The organism is Pseudomonas iranensis (assembly GCF_014268585.2).
Taxonomy (GTDB): Bacteria; Pseudomonadota; Gammaproteobacteria; order Pseudomonadales; family Pseudomonadaceae; genus Aquipseudomonas; species Aquipseudomonas iranensis.
The window spans coordinates 938,425-954,064 of the sequence record NZ_CP077092.1; the positions used below are offsets into that span (position 1 = coordinate 938,425).

At 62.2% G+C, this 15,640-nt stretch carries 16 protein-coding genes; 8 read left to right on the forward strand and 8 right to left on the reverse strand.

Annotated elements, in window-relative coordinates; translation table 11 throughout:
* Nucleotides 1–5: 5 nt before the first annotated feature.
* Nucleotides 6–1,355: an MATE family efflux transporter gene (locus HU724_RS04065; RefSeq protein ID WP_151552856.1), complete on the reverse strand. Its 1,350-nt coding sequence runs from the start codon at nt 1,353–1,355 to the stop codon at nt 6–8.
* Between the two features lie 228 nt (nt 1,356–1,583).
* Nucleotides 1,584–1,877, reverse strand: coding sequence for a hypothetical protein (locus HU724_RS04070; RefSeq protein WP_016771853.1), 294 nt, complete (start codon nt 1,875–1,877; stop codon nt 1,584–1,586).
* Nucleotides 1,878–2,120: 243 nt separating this feature from the next.
* Here HU724_RS04070 and HU724_RS04075 point away from each other — a divergent pair, with 243 nt between their 5' ends.
* From HU724_RS04075 to HU724_RS04095, 5 genes are all read left to right on the forward strand, one after another.
* A complete protein-coding gene (locus tag HU724_RS04075) occupies nt 2,121–2,423 on the forward strand; it encodes a MazG-like family protein (RefSeq protein ID WP_186567280.1) in 303 nt (100 codons plus the stop codon).
* Entirely contained in the window at nt 2,423–3,172 is a 750-nt protein-coding gene (locus tag HU724_RS04080; protein ID WP_024011431.1) for a methyltransferase domain-containing protein, read from the forward strand. The genes HU724_RS04075 and HU724_RS04080 overlap by 1 nt, the downstream gene beginning before the upstream one ends.
* Before the next feature lie 12 nt (nt 3,173–3,184).
* Nucleotides 3,185–3,796: a DUF4136 domain-containing protein gene (locus HU724_RS04085; protein WP_186567278.1), complete on the forward strand. Its 612-nt coding sequence runs from the start codon at nt 3,185–3,187 to the stop codon at nt 3,794–3,796.
* Between the two features lie 41 nt (nt 3,797–3,837).
* Nucleotides 3,838–4,395 carry a DUF4136 domain-containing protein gene (locus HU724_RS04090; protein WP_016771849.1) on the forward strand — a complete coding sequence of 186 codons (558 nt, stop codon included), beginning with the start codon at nt 3,838–3,840 and terminating at the stop codon, nt 4,393–4,395.
* Nucleotides 4,396–4,625: 230 nt separating this feature from the next.
* Nucleotides 4,626–6,623 (forward strand): pilus assembly protein TadG-related protein, encoded by a 1,998-nt coding sequence (locus HU724_RS04095; RefSeq protein WP_186567276.1) that lies wholly within the window; start codon nt 4,626–4,628, stop codon nt 6,621–6,623.
* Here HU724_RS04095 and HU724_RS04100 read toward each other — a convergent pair.
* Nucleotides 6,608–9,370, reverse strand: coding sequence for a PAS domain-containing sensor histidine kinase (locus tag HU724_RS04100; protein ID WP_186567274.1), 2,763 nt, complete (start codon nt 9,368–9,370; stop codon nt 6,608–6,610). The two genes, HU724_RS04095 and HU724_RS04100, sit on opposite strands and share 16 nt — an antisense overlap.
* Entirely contained in the window at nt 9,367–9,813 is a 447-nt protein-coding gene (locus HU724_RS04105) for a TadE/TadG family type IV pilus assembly protein (protein WP_024011435.1), read from the reverse strand. The genes HU724_RS04100 and HU724_RS04105 overlap by 4 nt, the downstream gene beginning before the upstream one ends.
* 75 nt (nt 9,814–9,888) lie before the next feature.
* Here HU724_RS04105 and HU724_RS04110 point away from each other — a divergent pair, with 75 nt between their 5' ends.
* From HU724_RS04110 to HU724_RS04120, 3 genes are all read left to right on the forward strand, one after another.
* Nucleotides 9,889–10,359 (forward strand): A24 family peptidase, encoded by a 471-nt coding sequence (locus tag HU724_RS04110; protein ID WP_186567272.1) that lies wholly within the window; start codon nt 9,889–9,891, stop codon nt 10,357–10,359.
* A 106-nt stretch (nt 10,360–10,465) separates the two neighbouring features.
* Nucleotides 10,466–11,245, forward strand: a complete 780-nt coding sequence (locus HU724_RS04115) for a response regulator (protein WP_166554736.1) — start codon at nt 10,466–10,468, stop codon at nt 11,243–11,245.
* 1,124 nt (nt 11,246–12,369) lie between these two features.
* On the forward strand, nt 12,370–12,732 hold the full coding sequence (locus tag HU724_RS04120) for a DUF6124 family protein (RefSeq protein WP_041480653.1): 363 nt from the start codon (nt 12,370–12,372) through the stop codon (nt 12,730–12,732).
* 107 nt (nt 12,733–12,839) lie between these two features.
* On the opposite strand, the gene HU724_RS04125 is transcribed toward HU724_RS04120, so the two are convergent.
* From HU724_RS04125 to HU724_RS04140, 4 genes are read right to left on the reverse strand one after another with little or no spacing between them, the layout of a single operon-like run.
* The gene (locus HU724_RS04125; RefSeq protein ID WP_186567270.1) at nt 12,840–13,112 is read right to left on the reverse strand and encodes a DUF3613 domain-containing protein; all 273 of its coding nucleotides are present in this window, start codon (nt 13,110–13,112) and stop codon (nt 12,840–12,842) included.
* A gap of 9 nt (nt 13,113–13,121) precedes the next feature.
* Nucleotides 13,122–13,844: a tetratricopeptide repeat protein gene (locus tag HU724_RS04130; RefSeq protein WP_186567268.1), complete on the reverse strand. Its 723-nt coding sequence runs from the start codon at nt 13,842–13,844 to the stop codon at nt 13,122–13,124.
* A 23-nt stretch (nt 13,845–13,867) separates the two neighbouring features.
* Entirely contained in the window at nt 13,868–14,752 is an 885-nt protein-coding gene (locus HU724_RS04135; RefSeq protein WP_186567266.1) for a type II secretion system F family protein, read from the reverse strand.
* 1 nt (nt 14,753) lies between these two features.
* Entirely contained in the window at nt 14,754–15,638 is an 885-nt protein-coding gene (locus HU724_RS04140; protein ID WP_186567264.1) for a type II secretion system F family protein, read from the reverse strand.
* Between the last annotated feature and the right edge of the window lie 2 nt (nt 15,639–15,640).

A 15,640-nucleotide genomic window follows, 5' to 3' on the forward strand; every position in this document is an offset into this window, starting at 1 on the left:
TCTGATCAGTGAGCCTTGCCGCTGAACCAGCCATCGCTGCGCTTGAGCCACAAGGCTTGCGCGCCAAGGGTCACGCTGCGCAAGACCATGAACAGCAGAAAAGATATCCACAGGCCGTGATTGCCCAAGGCCTGCAAAAACCAGGCGAACGGCAGCAACAGCAGCACCGTCAGCAGCATGCCGTTGCGCATTTCCCGCGCACGGGTGGCGCCGATGAACAGGCCGTCGAGCAGGTAACTCCACACCGCAATCAGCGGCAGCACGGCGAGGTAGGGCAGATAGATGAACGCCGTGTCGCGCACGCTCTGAATATCGGTCTGCATCTCGATGAACAGGTGCCCGGCCAGCAGAAACAGCACGGCAAACCCGAGGCTGGCAATCAGCGACCAGCCGCCGGCCACCACCAGCGATCGACGCAAGGCCAAGCGATCCCGCGCGCCAATGGCATGGCCGCACAAGGCTTCGACTGCGTGGGCCAGTCCGTCCAGTGCATGGGCTGTCAGCAGCAGGCCGTTGAGCAGCAGCGCGTTGGCCGCTACGGTCGCATCGCCGAGCCGCGCGCCTTGCACGGTGATCAGGAAAAACACCGATTGCAGGGCGAGGCTGCGGATGAAAATGTCACGGTTGACTGCCAGCAGCGGGCGCCAACTCTGCCAGACTTTCAGCGCCGACCAGATGATCTGCCCCGGATAGGCGCGCAACGCCGTGCGCGTCAGCCACAGGCCGAGCAGGGCGCCGCTCCATTCGGCGATTACCGAAGCGCGCGCCGAGCCGACCACGCCCCAGTCCAGGCCGATGACAAACCACAGATTGAGGACGATGTTTATCAGATTGGTGCTCAGCAGAATCGCCAGCGGCGCCCGCGCGTTCTGCGTGCCGAGGAACCAGCCGACCAGCGCATACGTCGCCAGCGCTGCGGGCAGGCCAAACAGACGCGTGTGGAAAAACTCCCGGGTCAGTTGATCCAGCTCCGCCGACGGCTGCATGAAGTGCAGGGCAACGCCGCTGAGCGGCACGCCAAGAGTGCCGAGCACGACGGCCAGCCCCATCGCCAGCAGCAGGCCCTGCAAGAGAATCTGCCGCAACGCCGCGCCATCGCTGCGCCCGGCAGCCTGCGCGGCAAAACCGGTGGTGCCCATGCGTAGAAAACCCATCGCCCAGGCGAGAAAGGTGTACAGACTGGCGCCGACCGCCACCGCGCCGAGTTGATGGGCATGCGGCAGGTGACCGATGACAGTGCTGTCGACCAGCGCCACCAGCGGCACGGAAATATTGGAAAGAATCATCGGCGCGGCGAGTGCCCAGACCTTGCGGTGAGTCGGGCGATCGCGCCAGTCGGTAATCAGAGAGGACATGCAGGCTCCTTGGGGGAGCGGGGATTGTAGCGGCAGAAACACCCTCATCGGAACGCCGCCCGCCCAGCCCTCTCCCAGAGGGAGAGGGGGCCGATCTTCGTCGCTCTCAAGCGTGAGTTCGTCTCGATATTCCAGGTCGGTGGAGAATTTCAAAGCAACGCGGTCAGCTCCCTCTCCCTCTGGGAGAGGGATGGGCGGGCGGCGTTCCGATGAGGGGCTTTTGAAGCGCTAGTGAATAATCCAGCTCAACAACCACAACCCCAGCAGCAACCAGATGATCCCGGCAATGATCGACGCGTTCATGAACGCCCGGATCGCCGACCACAGCAGCATCAGGCCAACGATCAGGGCGATGATGCTGATGATCGAAGTATCCATCCCCAGCGTTTGCGCCAGGCCGTCGACAAAGTTGCTGCCGGCATTGCTGAGCATATTGAACAGGCCGCTGAGGCCATCGACGATAAAGCGGATGACCGAACCGAGTGCCTGGCCGAGCCATTCGAAAAAGCTTTCTACGCGCATGTGTGCATCCCGATGAAAGAGCTGAGCCTTGGGCCACGCCGAGGGCGGCCGAGTTCCCTGCATGATAGAAGGTTTGCCCGGATCATGTTTGGGAGCGAGCCTGCTCGCGAAGGGGGCGTGTCAGGCAAATCCGGTCTGGATGATCCACCGCCTTCGCGAGCAGGCTCGCTCCACAATTGATCATCTGCGCTGCTTGCCTTCAGCCCGCATCCCCCCGAAGCTATGCGTCTTCAGGAGAGCCCGATGAACCTTGTAGAACTGACCGAACGCCTGCACGCCATTCGCGACCGCAATGACTGGCGGCAATTTCACAGCCCGAAAAACCTCGCCATGGCCGCCAGCGTGGAAATGGCCGAGCTGGTGGAAATCTTCCAGTGGCTGACAGAAGACCAGTCGCGCCAGTTGTCGGCTGAAAAACTCGCGCATGCCGGGCAGGAAGTCGGCGATATCGTCTTGTACTTGTTGCTGCTGTGCAGCGAGCTGGGTCTGGACATGAATGAAGTGGTGCGCGCCAAGCTCGCCGACAGCGAACGGCGGTTCAGCTGATGAGCGACCGTCATTTCGATCAGTTGGCCACGCGCTTCGCCGAAAAAATCTACGGCGGCGCCAAAGGCGCGATTCGCCTCGCGGTATTACAGGCCGATCTGACCGAGGCCTTGCCGGATCGTCCGCTGCGCGTGCTGGATATCGGCGGGGGCCTGGGGCATATGTCGCTGTGGCTGGCCGAGCGCGGCCATGACGTCACCTTCACCGAGCCGGCCGAACCGATGCTCGAGGGTGCGCGCCAGCGTTTTGCCGAAGCCGGACACACCGCGACATTCATACAGGCGCCGTGGCAGGAACTGCCCGGTCAGCTCACCGAGCCCTACGATCTGGTGATCTGCCACGCCGTGCTGGAATGGCTCGCCGAGCCCCACGCGATCCTGCCGGTGCTGCACCAGTTGACCAAGCCCGGCGGCTGGCTGTCGCTGGCGTTCTACAACCGTGATGCGCTGATTTATCGCAATCTGCTCAAGGGCCATTTCAAGAAAATGCGCAAGAACGTCATGGCCGGCGAGAAGCAGAGCCTGACCCCGCAGCAACCTCTCGACCCACGGGAATTGGCAACGCAACTCGCCGGTATGTGGCAGGTCGAAAGTCAGAGCGGCGTACGGGTATTTCACGATTACATGCCGGTGGAATTCCAGGCCCGCGCCGAACTGGCGGATTTGCTGGAAATGGAACTCGCACACCGTCGTCACCCAGGCTTCGCCGGGCTTGGGCGTTACTTGCACTGGATCTGCCGGCCGATCTGAGCGGAGCGCGACATGAAAGCTCAATGCGGGTTATTGCTGATAAGTCTGGGGTTGGCCGCTTGCCAAGGCAGCAACCCCTACGTGGCCCAGTCACGGCCGTTGCCGCCGGCACCGCCGCAAGCCGCCACCACCTTCGACCGCAGCGCCTACCCGGCGCCGCCGCGGGATTACGGACGCTACCGCAATTGGGCCTGGCGCGACGGGCAGTTGCCGCCGGGCACGGCGTGGGCCGATTCGGCGCAAGTGGCCGAGGCGGTCAGCAACGCCCTCGACCAACGCGGCTTGCGGCCGATGCGCGACAACCGCCCGGCCGACCTGCTGGTCAGCGCCGACCTGCGTCTGGAAACCCGTTTGCGTCAGGTGCGCGACGACTACGGCTACTACGGCGGATACGGCGGCTATGATCGTTATGGTCGCGGTTACGGCATGTACAACAGCGTGCCGGTCATGCGCACTTATCAGGAGCAGGTCGTGGTGGTGCGGGTCGATCTGTTCGATGCCGGCAATGGTCAGCCAGTGTGGAGCGCCAGCGCCGAGACCGGCACCCAGGGCAATCAGATCGAACGCGCCGATGCGATCCGCGAGGCTGTGGAAAAAGCCATGGCGGCGTATCCTCCCAGCTGACGTCGTGTCAGCAGGTTCATGTCTTCACCCGGAGAAAAATCATGTTCCGCCGTCTCGCTCTACTCGCTGTTGCCGCGCTGCTCAGTGCCTGCGCTGCCAACCAGGTCAATCACGATTTCGACGCCAGCCGCGATTTTGCCGCTTATCGCAGCTGGAGCTGGAAAGACCCGGCCCTGCAATATCGCCCCGATGATCCGCGCATCAAAAGCGACCTCACCGAACAGCGCATCCGCCAGGCGGTGGCCGATCAACTCGATCAGCGCGGTTTGCGTCCGGCTGCCGGCGGCGGCAAAGGTGATCTGAGCGTGCAGACCTACCTGATCGTCGAGGACCGTCAGCAGCAGGTGACGACCAATTACGGCGGCGGTTGGGGCGGCCCGTGGAACGGCTACTGGGGCGCACCGATGTACAACGAAACGCGCAACATCACCTACAAGGTCGCGACCATTCAGATCGACCTGCTCGACGGCAAGGACGGCAAACTGGTCTGGCGCGGCAGCGATGAGCAAATGCTCAGCAACCGCCCGAATCCGGCCGATCGAAGCAATGCCATTCGCGAGACCGTCGCGCGGATCCTGGCCAACTATCCACCGCGCTGATTATTTATTCATCCCCCAGCACAAATCCCTGTGGGAGTGAGCTTGCTCACGAAGGCGGCGATACATTCAACATCCTGATCGCTTGACCCGACGCCTTCGCGAGCAAGCTCGCTCCCACAGTAGGCGGTGGCGCCCTAAGTGGCGCAACGCCAGCGCGCTTGCTCCACCGCGTCTACACTCACTCTCACCAACGCAGGTAGCTCGGCACTGCGCCGGCAAAGGAGTGCGCCATGTCGCCAGGATCGCAAGGCAACGGCCCGGCCCGGCAACGCGGGGCGATCGGCTTGATGGCGGCTGCCACCCTGAGTCTGGCGCTGGTGATGATGTTGCTGGTGGTCGATAGCGGTCGCTTGTACATGGAACAGCGCAAATTGCAGCGGGTGGTGGATACCGCCGCCCTCGAAGCGGTCAGTCGCGGTGGCAATTGCCTGCCCGGGCTGACCGCCGCCAGTTATGCCGGGCAAAGTGCGCTGCGCAATGGCTACGTGGTGGATGCCGCCAATACGCTCGCGACCACCTGCGGCACCCTGGCCACCGCTGCCAGCGGTGTGCGCAGTTTCACTGTCGATGCCACGCAATCAAGCGCAGTCAAAGTCGCTGCCAGTCGTACGGTCACCAGCAGTTTTGCTGGTGGTGTGCAGGCGCTGTTCAGCGCCACGCCGGTCAGCCTCAATACCACACTCAATGCGTCGGCAGTTGCCGCGAAACCGCAGCCGACCGTCGCCCAACTGAATATTCGCAGCACCCTCGCCAGCATCGACACGGCGCAGTCGAACATCCTCAATCCGCTGTTTTCCGGGTTGCTCGGCGGCAACGTCAACCTCTCGGCGGTGGGCTGGGACGGTTTGCTGCACACCGATATCAACCTGCTCAAATACCTCGATCAACTGGCCATCGACCTCAACGTCGGCGCCGGCAACTACACGCAATTGCTCAACACCCAGGCGACCGTGACGCAGTTGATTCAGGCCGCCGCGACGGTAGTGCAACTCAACGGTGCGACCGCGCAAGTGGTCACCGCGCTGGGCCAGTTGCAGGCCGCCGCCATCAATGCGGCGCCGGTCAGACTCGGCGAGATCCTGCAGCTGCAAACCGGCACCACGGCGGCGGGGCTGGATGCCAATCTGCAATTGCTGCAACTGGTGCAGGGCGTGGTGCAACTGGCCAACAGCAAGAGCGCGGTGGCGGCGACCTTGCCGGTCAACGTGCTGGGGCTGGCCGGTGTCACGGTGCGGGTGAAGGTGATCGAACCGCCGCAGTTCTCGGCGATTGGCGACCCGGCGCGGGCCAAGGCCGATCCGTTGGGACCGGACCGGATTTATGTGCGCACTGCGCAGGTGCGCACGCTGCTGTCGGTGAATCTGCCGGTGCTCACGGGGGTGACGGGGCTGACCAATGCGGTGCTGGGCCTGGTCGGTACGCTGACGCCGACGCTCAATGCGCTGTTGAGCCTGAATCTGGTGGACACAATCAATTCAGTGTTCTGCCTGTTGGGCGCCGGCTGCCAACAGCTCGATCCGAAGCTGCTGCCCTCACCGCAGATCGACATCGCGCTGGATGCCGGCGGGGCGAAAAGCTATGTCACCGATTACCGCTGCCCGACCGACGACAGCGGCAGCAAAAGCCTGACTGCCGCCACAACAACCTCTCTGGCAGATCTCAAACTCGGCAAGATCGATCCTGTCGCGGCGTTCTCTTCAGTCGCCGAACCAACGGTGGCGCCGCTGCCGCTGGTCGATCTCGGCATCATCACCTGCCACAGGATTCTCGGCATCGGCAGTTGCGATGCCGCCTCCCACGTGCAATACGGCGCCGGCGGCATCGCCATCAAACTCGACACCAGCGTCGCGCAGACCACGCAGAATCTGCTGTTCTCCAGCACCACACCCTTCGCCACCCCGGCCAATCTGAAACTGCCGCCGAGCGTGCTGCCGGCCGCGCCGACCAGCAACATCGTCGGCAGCCTGGCAAACACGCTGTCCGGCATCAACCTGATCGTCTACAAACCCGTGGGTAGCAATCCGCTGGGCGCCATCGTCACCGGTGTGGCTTCGTTGATCAGCGACGTCAGCAACCGCTTGTTGCCGGTGGTCACCGGTTTGATCAGTCCCTTGCTCGACCCGTTGTTGAACAATTTGCTCAAAGGCCTGGGCATCAATCTGATGAACACCGAGGTGGGCGCCAACATGACCTGCGGGCAGACCGGCAAGGCTTATCTAGTGATCTGATCATCCGTGGCAATCGGCAATTCGATGCAGAACCGTGCGCCCTCCGTGGAGTTGCGCACGCTCAATTGCCCGCCCATGTTGGCGATGATGCCGTAGCTCACCGACAGGCCCAGGCCGGTGCCGACGCCGATCGGCTTGGTGGTGAAGAACGGCTCGAAGATCCGCTCCAGCAAACGCGGATCGATACCGCCGCCATTGTCCTCGACCCACAGCCGCACGCTTTCCTCGTCGCGCTCGGCGTAGATCGAAATCCACGGTTTGAACGCTGTGTCGTTATCGCGTTTGCCAAGCAGGGCGTCGCGGGCGTTGACCATCAGGTTGATCAGCACCTGCTCCAACTGATCGACGTAGCCGCGCACCTGCGCCTCGAAACCGGTCTCGCTGATGCGCAGATCGACACCTTTGCCGCGCATGCCTTCGGCCAGTAGCGACAGGGTGCCTTCGATGGCTTGGGCCGGATTGAACAACTGTTGTTCGATTTCCGAGCGCCGGCCGAACACACGCATGTGGTCGACCACCTTAGCCGCGCGTTGAACCTGAGCGTCGATGCGGTTGAGTTTGTCGGTCAGGTAATCGACCTGCACATCACCGTTGCCGAGGCGCTTGAGCACGTTGACGATGGCCATGCGCATGACGTTCAGCGGTTGATTGATCTCGTGGGCAAGGCCGGTGGCCATTTCGCCGAGGGTGGCCATTTTCGCGCTTTGGGTGAGTTGCTGTTGCGAGCGGCGCACCTCGGTGTTGTCGCGGCCCACCGCTTGCACTTCGATCAACTGTCCCTGCTCATCGAACACGCCGCGATCCGACCAGACCCACCAAGCGTGTTCGCGTCCGGGCAGTTGCAGGCTGATTTCGGTGGTGCTCACCGGTTGTTCCGGGGTCAGTTGGCTCAAGCGCTGAACGAACGCTGCGCGCTGTTCATCGGACATCCAGCCACCCAGATCAACCCCGGGCAGTTGTTGCGGGGTGCATTCCAGATAAGTCGCCAAAGGTCGGTTGCCAAAGATCAGCGTCAGGTCCGGGCGATAGCGGCAGATCATCGCCGGCGAATCCTCGACCAGAATCCGATAGCGCTCCTCGCTCTGCCGCACCTGCTCGGCGGCAAGCGTCGCGTCGGTGACATCCAGCCACAAGCCCACCGCCTCGACCGGCAGGCCGAGATCGTTGCGCAGCAGTTTTGCCTCATCGAGCAGCCAGTGATAGTCGCCACCGCTGTCGCGCAGACGATAACGCGCGCGCACCGAGCCTTCGCGCAACAACTGGCGGTTGCGCTGGAAATACAGTTCGCGGTCGTCGGGATGGACGCGCTCGACCAGTGTTGCTGCATCGCAATCTTCCAGCGTCCAGCCCAGCAAGGGTTGCAGGCTGGCGCTGAAAAACGCCGGGATCAGCGCGCCTTCTGCATAGCGCTGCACGTAGATCACCGCCGGTGAACTGGCAATCAGATTATCCAGCCGCGCATGGGCGGCAGCGGCGCGCTGTTGTTGATTCTGGATGTCGCTGATGTCGAGCATGAACCCGACCAGACGCCGATGCTCACCGGTGCCGCTGACCTGGCCCTGAATCCGATACCACGTCGCTGCTGCGCCGACCTCCGCGCGGTGCAGACGCACGCTCAGGGTCAGCGCTTCTCCTTGCAGTTGCAGGGCGCGCAGGCGGCTGCGCAACTCGGCGCGATCGGCGGGATGAAACAGCGACAGCCAGTCTTCTACCGGCAGCAGGCGATCGCTGAGATTCAGTGCCGAGGCCAGCGTCGGCGCCAGCGCAATCTGCTCTTCGGCAGTGATTTCCCACCAGCCGGTGCCGAGCAGGTTTTGCAGCGAGTCCAGGCGCTCCATCGATTGCACATGGCGCTGCTCGCGCAAGCGGCTGAGCAGCGGCCCGGCCAGCGCGCCGGCCAGGGTCAGCCAGTCGCGATCGGTCAGCCATGGCGCCACGTTGTCGACCGTATAAAACCCGCAGAGCAGCCACGCGACCACGCCCTGGTCATTGCTGTAGGGCACGGCGAAACCGTTGGCGTTGCCGAACGTGGCCTGCAATCGCGAGTGCTCATAGCGGCCCTGCGGGCCGACGAGGCGTTGCGGCGCGCTGCCGTTGAGGCTGTCCAGCGGCGTGCCCAGCGGCTGGCCGTCCTCCCACAGTTGCGGGGCATCGTGGCCGCGAAACTGTTGATGAATCTGCCAGCCCTGGGCCTGTTCATCCAGCAACGCCACGGCGAGGCAGGGGATATGCCAGCGCTGGGCGATGGCCTGCAATTGTTCGCCAAGCACCGTCGGCAGACGCGTCAGGCTGCACGTGCGCAGACGATCGCTGACCTGCGCGGCGAGGGTCTGGCAGGCGTCGCGGTCGCGCGCTTGCTGACGTTCGAGCAACAGGTCGGCGATGTCGAGCATCTGCAATCGCCAGCCATCCTCCAGCGGCTGCACCCAGCCGCGCAGGTGCAGCGGCTGATCATTCAGGCCGCTGAAATCCAGATCGAGCAATTGCCCTTGCCAGTCTCGCGGCTGACCTTCGACGCTCAACAGGCTATGCGGCAGCAGATAGGCGCGGAGCGGCAGCGGCTGACCCTGAGGTTTGTGCTGGGCGAGCAAATGCCGCAGCGGGCCGGCGATCTGCAACACGGCGCCGTTGCCATCCAGATAAAAATGCAGGCCGATGGGCGGCGCGCCGAGATGGTCCGGCAGGTCGTGGGCTGCGGTGGGGGCGCGCATGAGCAAGCGCCCGAAAAACTTATCGCCGGCGGTCAAAATTGCAGGCTCGAGCGGGCGGTGAGGTGCGTGGGCAGATTGGGCACCGTGCCGATCCCGGGCAGCACCAGAAACGGCATGATCTGATTGAGCTTGCTGACCGGGTAATTGACGCTGACGGTCAGGGTGCCAGTCCCCGCATCGTACGCCGCACTGGTGTCGGTGCCGACCACCAGATTCAAGGCCGAGGGCAGCCATTGCAGTTGTTGGGTCAGCGCGGCATTGGCGGTGTTGACCACCACCGTCGAATAGTTCGGCGTGGTCGGGTCCACCGCAACGCTGCGGCGCACCGCCTCAGCGGTGGCCTGGTTGAACGATTGCATCATCACGAAGGGCAGGCCGTAGCTGACCAGCCCGTAAAACACTGCGAAAAAGATGATGAACACCAAGGCGAATTCGATCGCCACCGCACCTTTTTGCGACCTGCGAAAGCCGTTTTTCATGCGTGCGTCTACCCTGACAGTCACTGCGTAGTATCAGCATAGAATCAATCAGGCAAAACGGACGGCTTTCAGCGGATGCAGATTTCCCTTGTTCTGATCTGGCTGGCGATCTGCGCCGCGCAAGATGCCCGGCAGCGGCGCATTTCCAACATGTTGACCTTGGGCGCAGGTGCGCTGGCGCTGGTCTGGTTGTTGGCGACTGGCACTACTTGGCTGGGCGCCAACGCGGCGCAAGGCGGCTGGGCCTGCCTGATCGCTCTGCTACTGACGCTGCCGGGGTATTTCTTGGGCCGCATGGGCGCTGGTGATGTGAAATTAATGACAGCCCTGGGTCTTGCGACGAACGGCATATTCGTTCTTGGCGCGTTTATCGGCGCGGGCGTGGCCAGCGTGCTGTGGCTGCTGCTCGCGCCAAAAGTCTGGCCTCATATGGCTCAAGGAGTTAGAGAGCATGTGCGTCATCTGGCCCCGGACAAGTCAAAAAAGCTGCCATTTGCGCCGTTCGTGTGGGTAGGTGTATTGCTTTCGCTGTACTGGATCACCTGATCGCGGGGTGCCACTAGTTCTATGTACATAGTCGGAAAGTGGGTCTACTTTCAATTCAGGCGAATACGCCACCAAAGTGCAGGAATCGTCAGCGTTGGCCGAGCAAATGGAGTGGTTCGTGAACAAGCCTAATTCGGTAAAAATCCTCGTGGTCGATGATCAGCCGCTGATCGTCGAAGAACTCTGTGAGTTTCTCGAGAGCAGTGGCTACCGTTGCGTGCCGTGCGACTCGAGTCTTGAAGCCATCGAGCTGTTCAGGGCGGACCCGGACATCGGTCTGGTGCTGAGTGATTTGCACATGCCGGACATGGACGGCATCGAGTTGATCCAGGCGTTGCAGCGGCTGGCCGGCAAGCAGCGGGTGTTCGAGGCGATCATGCTCACCGGCCGCGCTGACAAGCAGGATGTGATCAAGGCGTTGCGCGCGGGGATTGCCGATTACTATCAGAAGCCGATCGATCTGGCAGAGTTGCTTGAGGGTGTGCAGCGCCAGGAACTGGCTTTGCAGGAGCGGCAGAAGAATCTGCATCTGGGGCATTTGAATCAGAAGTTGCAGTTTTTGTCCGAGTCGATTGATGACCTTTATCAGGATCTGGACAAGGTGCGGCGCTCGCCCGTGCCGGTGGTGAGTGATGGTGAGCCTGAGTCCGTGGAGATGCCGGCGGTGTTCAGTCAGTTGTCGCCCCGGCAGTTGGATGTGGCGCGGTTGGTGGGCAAGGGGCAGACCAATTATCAGATTGCCTGTGAGTTGGGGATTACCGAGAACACGGTGAAGTTGTATGTGTCGCAGGTGTTGCGGTTGACGCATATGCATAATCGGACGCAGTTGGCTTTGGCGCTTTCTCCTGGTAGTTCGGCGGGGCGGCAGCGGGTTACTGCGCATTGACTTGGCGGCCTTTGGGCCGACCATGCTTTGGGTGGTTGGGGTGAATATCCGTTTCTTCGGGTGTTGCGGCTGGCGGTTTCGCCCTTACGGCGAGTCACTTTTTCAAACGCCGGAATGCCGGCCCAGCAAAAAGTAACCAAAAGGCTGTGCCCTGACGTTCGGCCCCTCGCTGGGGCTCGGGGTTCCTTCGCTCCGGGATCGATCCTGGCGCAGCGGCTACGGTTTGCTTCGCTGCACCTCCTTCCGCTGTGTCTGGCTGCGCCAGACGGTCGCTGCGCTCCCACGCCCGGATCAATCCCTCCACTCAGCCTGCCGACGGGCTCCCAGATCAAGATCAAAAGCTACTCGAGCTTGCGCTCATTGTTGAGTGGTGAAAAGCATGCGGTGTCTGGCTTTTGTTATGCGCTGGATTCGCCCCTCACCCCAGCCCTCTCCCGAGGGAGAGGGAGCCGATTTGCGGGTTGTTCAAAATTTGTGTTCGACTCGGTATTTCAGGTCGGTGTACTTCGCCCAAACAACTCGGTCGGTCCCCTCTCCCCTGGGAGAGGGCTAGGGTGAGGGTGCTTTTGATCTGCTTCAAAATCTGTGTTCGACTCGGTATTTCAGGTCGGTGTACTTCGCCCAAACAACTCGGTCGGTCCCCTCTCCTCTGGGAGAGGGCTAGGGTGAGGGTGCTTTTGATCTGCTTCAAAATCTGTATTCGACTCGGTATTTCAGGTCGGTGTACTTCGCCCAAACAACTCGGTCGGTCCCCTCTCCCTCTGGGAGAGGGCTAGGGTGAGGGTGCTTTTGATTTTGATTGTTTAAATCTGTGTCTGATTTGCCAGAACCTTCCCACAAGGTTTTCAGGTTGTCCGTCGGACGTCGGGTCACTAGTCTCTGGCTGTCGCTGACAACTCAGCGGCCAGGTGTGGAAACCTGAAATTCAAGTAGTTGCTGTGCATTGCTACCGTAATCGTTGTCGGCGTGTTCGTTCGTCTGCAAACTGTGTCGCGGCGGCTGTGCGTGGGCAGACTTTGGTCTGGCCGGTTGCCTACTTATCGGTTTTCCACCCTGCGTACAGCTGCCACCTTTTGTCGTGTGGAAACGACAGAAGAGGGCGTCATAGCCAAGTAGGAGTTCTCATGGACAAACTGATCCCAGACCCACCCCCATCCCCTACCACCCCGCTCGAAGACGCCATGCGCGCCGACGATCTTGTGAAAAACCGCGAAGCGATAAAACGCGCGCTCGATTTCTATCTCTGCCCCGAACCCGCAAAACCGCACCCGCCCAGCACGCTGTTCATGGTGGTGCCCAATGTCGATACCGAAAGCCTGTTGGCGCATGCCTGTGAGTCGCTGGCGTCAGCGAGTGCGATGGCGAGTAATTTCGCTGGCGAGTTGAGCGGGTTTCAGCGCAGCACGGCGTTGGCGATTCAGCAGATTGTCATGCTGGCCGAGCTGGCGGTGAATCGGGCGCTGGATCGGGTTGATCCGCAGCGTTGAAACCGCGTTATCGTTCTTCGCGAGCAGGCTCGCTCCCACAGGGGAAATGCATTGCAAACTGTGGGAGCGAGCCTGCTCGCGAAGGGGCCTTCAAGAACACCACCAGACTAGTTCTTGCTCTCGATCTTCCCGCCCGCATCCGGATCGTAAAAATCCGGGATCTCGTACTGGTATTTCTTCAGCCAGCGCTGCATCGCCAGTTCGCGTTCGGTGGCTGTTGCACTCTGAGGTTTCGGCGAGGCGGCTTTGTTGCGGCTTTGCAGGACCAGCCAGCCTTCGGTTTCCTGTTGTTGCGCCGAGGCCGGGCCGGTGTCGATGGCTTGGGCGCCGAGGGGTAGGGTGAGCAGGGTCAGGTAGCACAGGCCTTTGCGGATGGTCATGGCTGTCTCCTATTCGAGCGTCGGCGGTAGCGGGTCGATGAAGGCGGCGACGCGGTCGCCGGGTGTGGCTTTGGCGTGGGTCGGGGCTTTGAGCTTTTCTGCGCGTTGCTGCGCTTCGGTGAATTGTTCCGGGGTCAGTTTCGAGCGGCTGACGATTTCCGCAGCTTGCGGCCAGTCGTTCTGGTAGAGCAGCAGGGTGACCATGTTCAGCGTCGCCAGTTGATTGTTCTGGCTCAGCTCGATGGCGGTGAGGAATTCGAATTTCGCTTCGTTGAGGCGCAGTTGGTTGAGGTAGACCACGCCGAGGTCATTGCGAATTTTTTCGTCGGTGGGCGCCAGGCGCGCGGCGCGTTGCAGGTGGGCCTGGGCCTGGCCGTTGTCGCCACGGGCGGCGTAGACCTGGCCCAGGCCATGTTCGGCCTGGGCGGTGAGGCAGCCGCCAAGCAGGCTGCGGTAGAGCGGCTCGGCTTCGCTGCGACCGAGCAGGCGATAGACCTTGGCTTTGCGCAGGCGCACTTCGCTGAGGTTGTCCGGCAGGCTTTGCAGGTTGGCGAGGCTGGCGTGGAGCTTGCCGTCGCTGGCCAGATCATCGGCGAGGTTCAGCGACAGCTCCTGCTCCGACGTGAGTTTGCTGCAGCTGGACGGCGACAGCAGCGAGGTCCACGGCGCCTGGCCATCCGTGGCGCAGCCGCTGAGCAGCAACAGACTTGCCATGACTATCAGTACTTTCATCAAACGCTCTCCATGAGCCAAGGTCAGTTTGCGAACGCGCGAGCAATGGCGGTGAAGCCCGGGCCGGCCAGTACGATCAGCAGGGCAGGAAACAGAAACAGCATCATCACCACCGACATCTTCGCCGACATTTTCGAGATGTATTCCTGCAGCCGGGTCAGGCGTCGGTCGTCCAGTAATTGCTTGAGCGCCAGCAGTGATTTCATCGCACCGCCGCCCTGGTGGATCAGTTGCTGGAGGATCACGCAGGTGTCGGTGAATTCGTCCACCGCGAGCATCACTGCGGTCTTGTTCAGCTCCTGCCCCAGCTCCAGACCGGAGTCGACGCGGCTGAGGATCAGGCGCAGTTCGCTGGTCAGTTCCGGCAGCAGTTTCTGCGCTTCGACGCTGAGCACGCGCAACGCTTGTTCCACGGCCATGCCGGATTCGAAGAGGATGCGCAGCAGCGGTATGAACGTGGAAATTTCCACGGCGATGGTTTTCTGTCGGCGGGCGGCGGCGTAGGCGAGCAGGCGTTTGGGCAGCAGATAACCGCCGCCCGCAGCGAACATCGGCGCCATCCAGCGGTGACTGGTCTGCGGGAAAAACACTTCCTGCAAAAAGATCGCCAGCCCCAGAGCGAGCAGCGGCGTGCCGATCTGGCAGGCGGCGAAGAGCGCGCGTTCGTTGGCGCGGCGCCAGCCGAGGCGGCCGAGCAGGGTCTGGGTTTCGCTGTCGATGCTCACCGAGCCCCGGCCGAAACGGCTGTTGCCCAGCGCGCGCAGCCAGTGGCCGAAACGGTTCTCCCGGACCAATTGGCCGTGCAAGCGCTGATGCACCTGACGCACGCGGCGGCGCTCGGTGAGCAGGTGATTGCCCAGCAATAACAGCGCACCGAGGAGCAACAGCAACGCCGCGAGCCAGACCATCTCAAACGCTCCGCAACATGCGCCACAGCGCCAGACTGCCGAGCACCTGCAACGCGGCGGCGCTGAGCAGCATGGTCTGGCCGCTTTCGTCGTGCCACATGTCGAGCATGTAGCCGGGGTTGGTCAGCATGAAATAGCTCACCAGAATCAGCGGCAGCAAACCCAAGACCCAAGCGGTCATGCGTGTTTCCCCGGTAAGGGCGCGCAACTGCCGCGCGCCCTGGTCGCGCTCGCGGATAAGTTTGATCAGATTCTCCAGCAGCTCACTGGCGTTGCCGCCGTAGCGGTGATTGACCTTCAGGCCGAGGGCGAACATGCGCAGTTCGTCCTGCTCGTAGAGTTCGGCAAAATCGCTGACCGCATCGGGCAGGTTCACCCCCAATTGCACGTTGCGCTGCACCCGGCCCATGGCCGCTTTCAACGGATCTTCACTGGCTTCGATGCCGCCCAGCACCGCATCGCTGAGCGTGCGCCCGGACTTGAGACTGCGCACGGTGTGGTCGAGCAATTGCGGCAGTTGTTCGATCATGCGGCGGATCCGCCGTCGGTAGCGAATGGCGATGTACAGCCGCAACGCCACGGGCGGGACGAGCAACATGATCAGCAAACCAACCCAGCTCCCGAGCAGAAATCCCAGGCCCATGGCCGCCGCCCACCGGCTCAGCCACAGGCCGAAGCGCTCGCTCGGCTGACCGAGGCCGGCACGCAGAAACATGCGCTCCAATCCCACCCATTTCGTCTGTTCCACGGCCAATTGCGGTTGCCCCGCAGCGAGTCGATTGAGGACTTTTTCCGTCGCGGTCTTGCGCAGCCCTTGCAGGAACAGATAGATCGACAGCCCCAGCAGCATCAGGCAAATGGCGATGAGAATGATCGGTCCCAGCATCT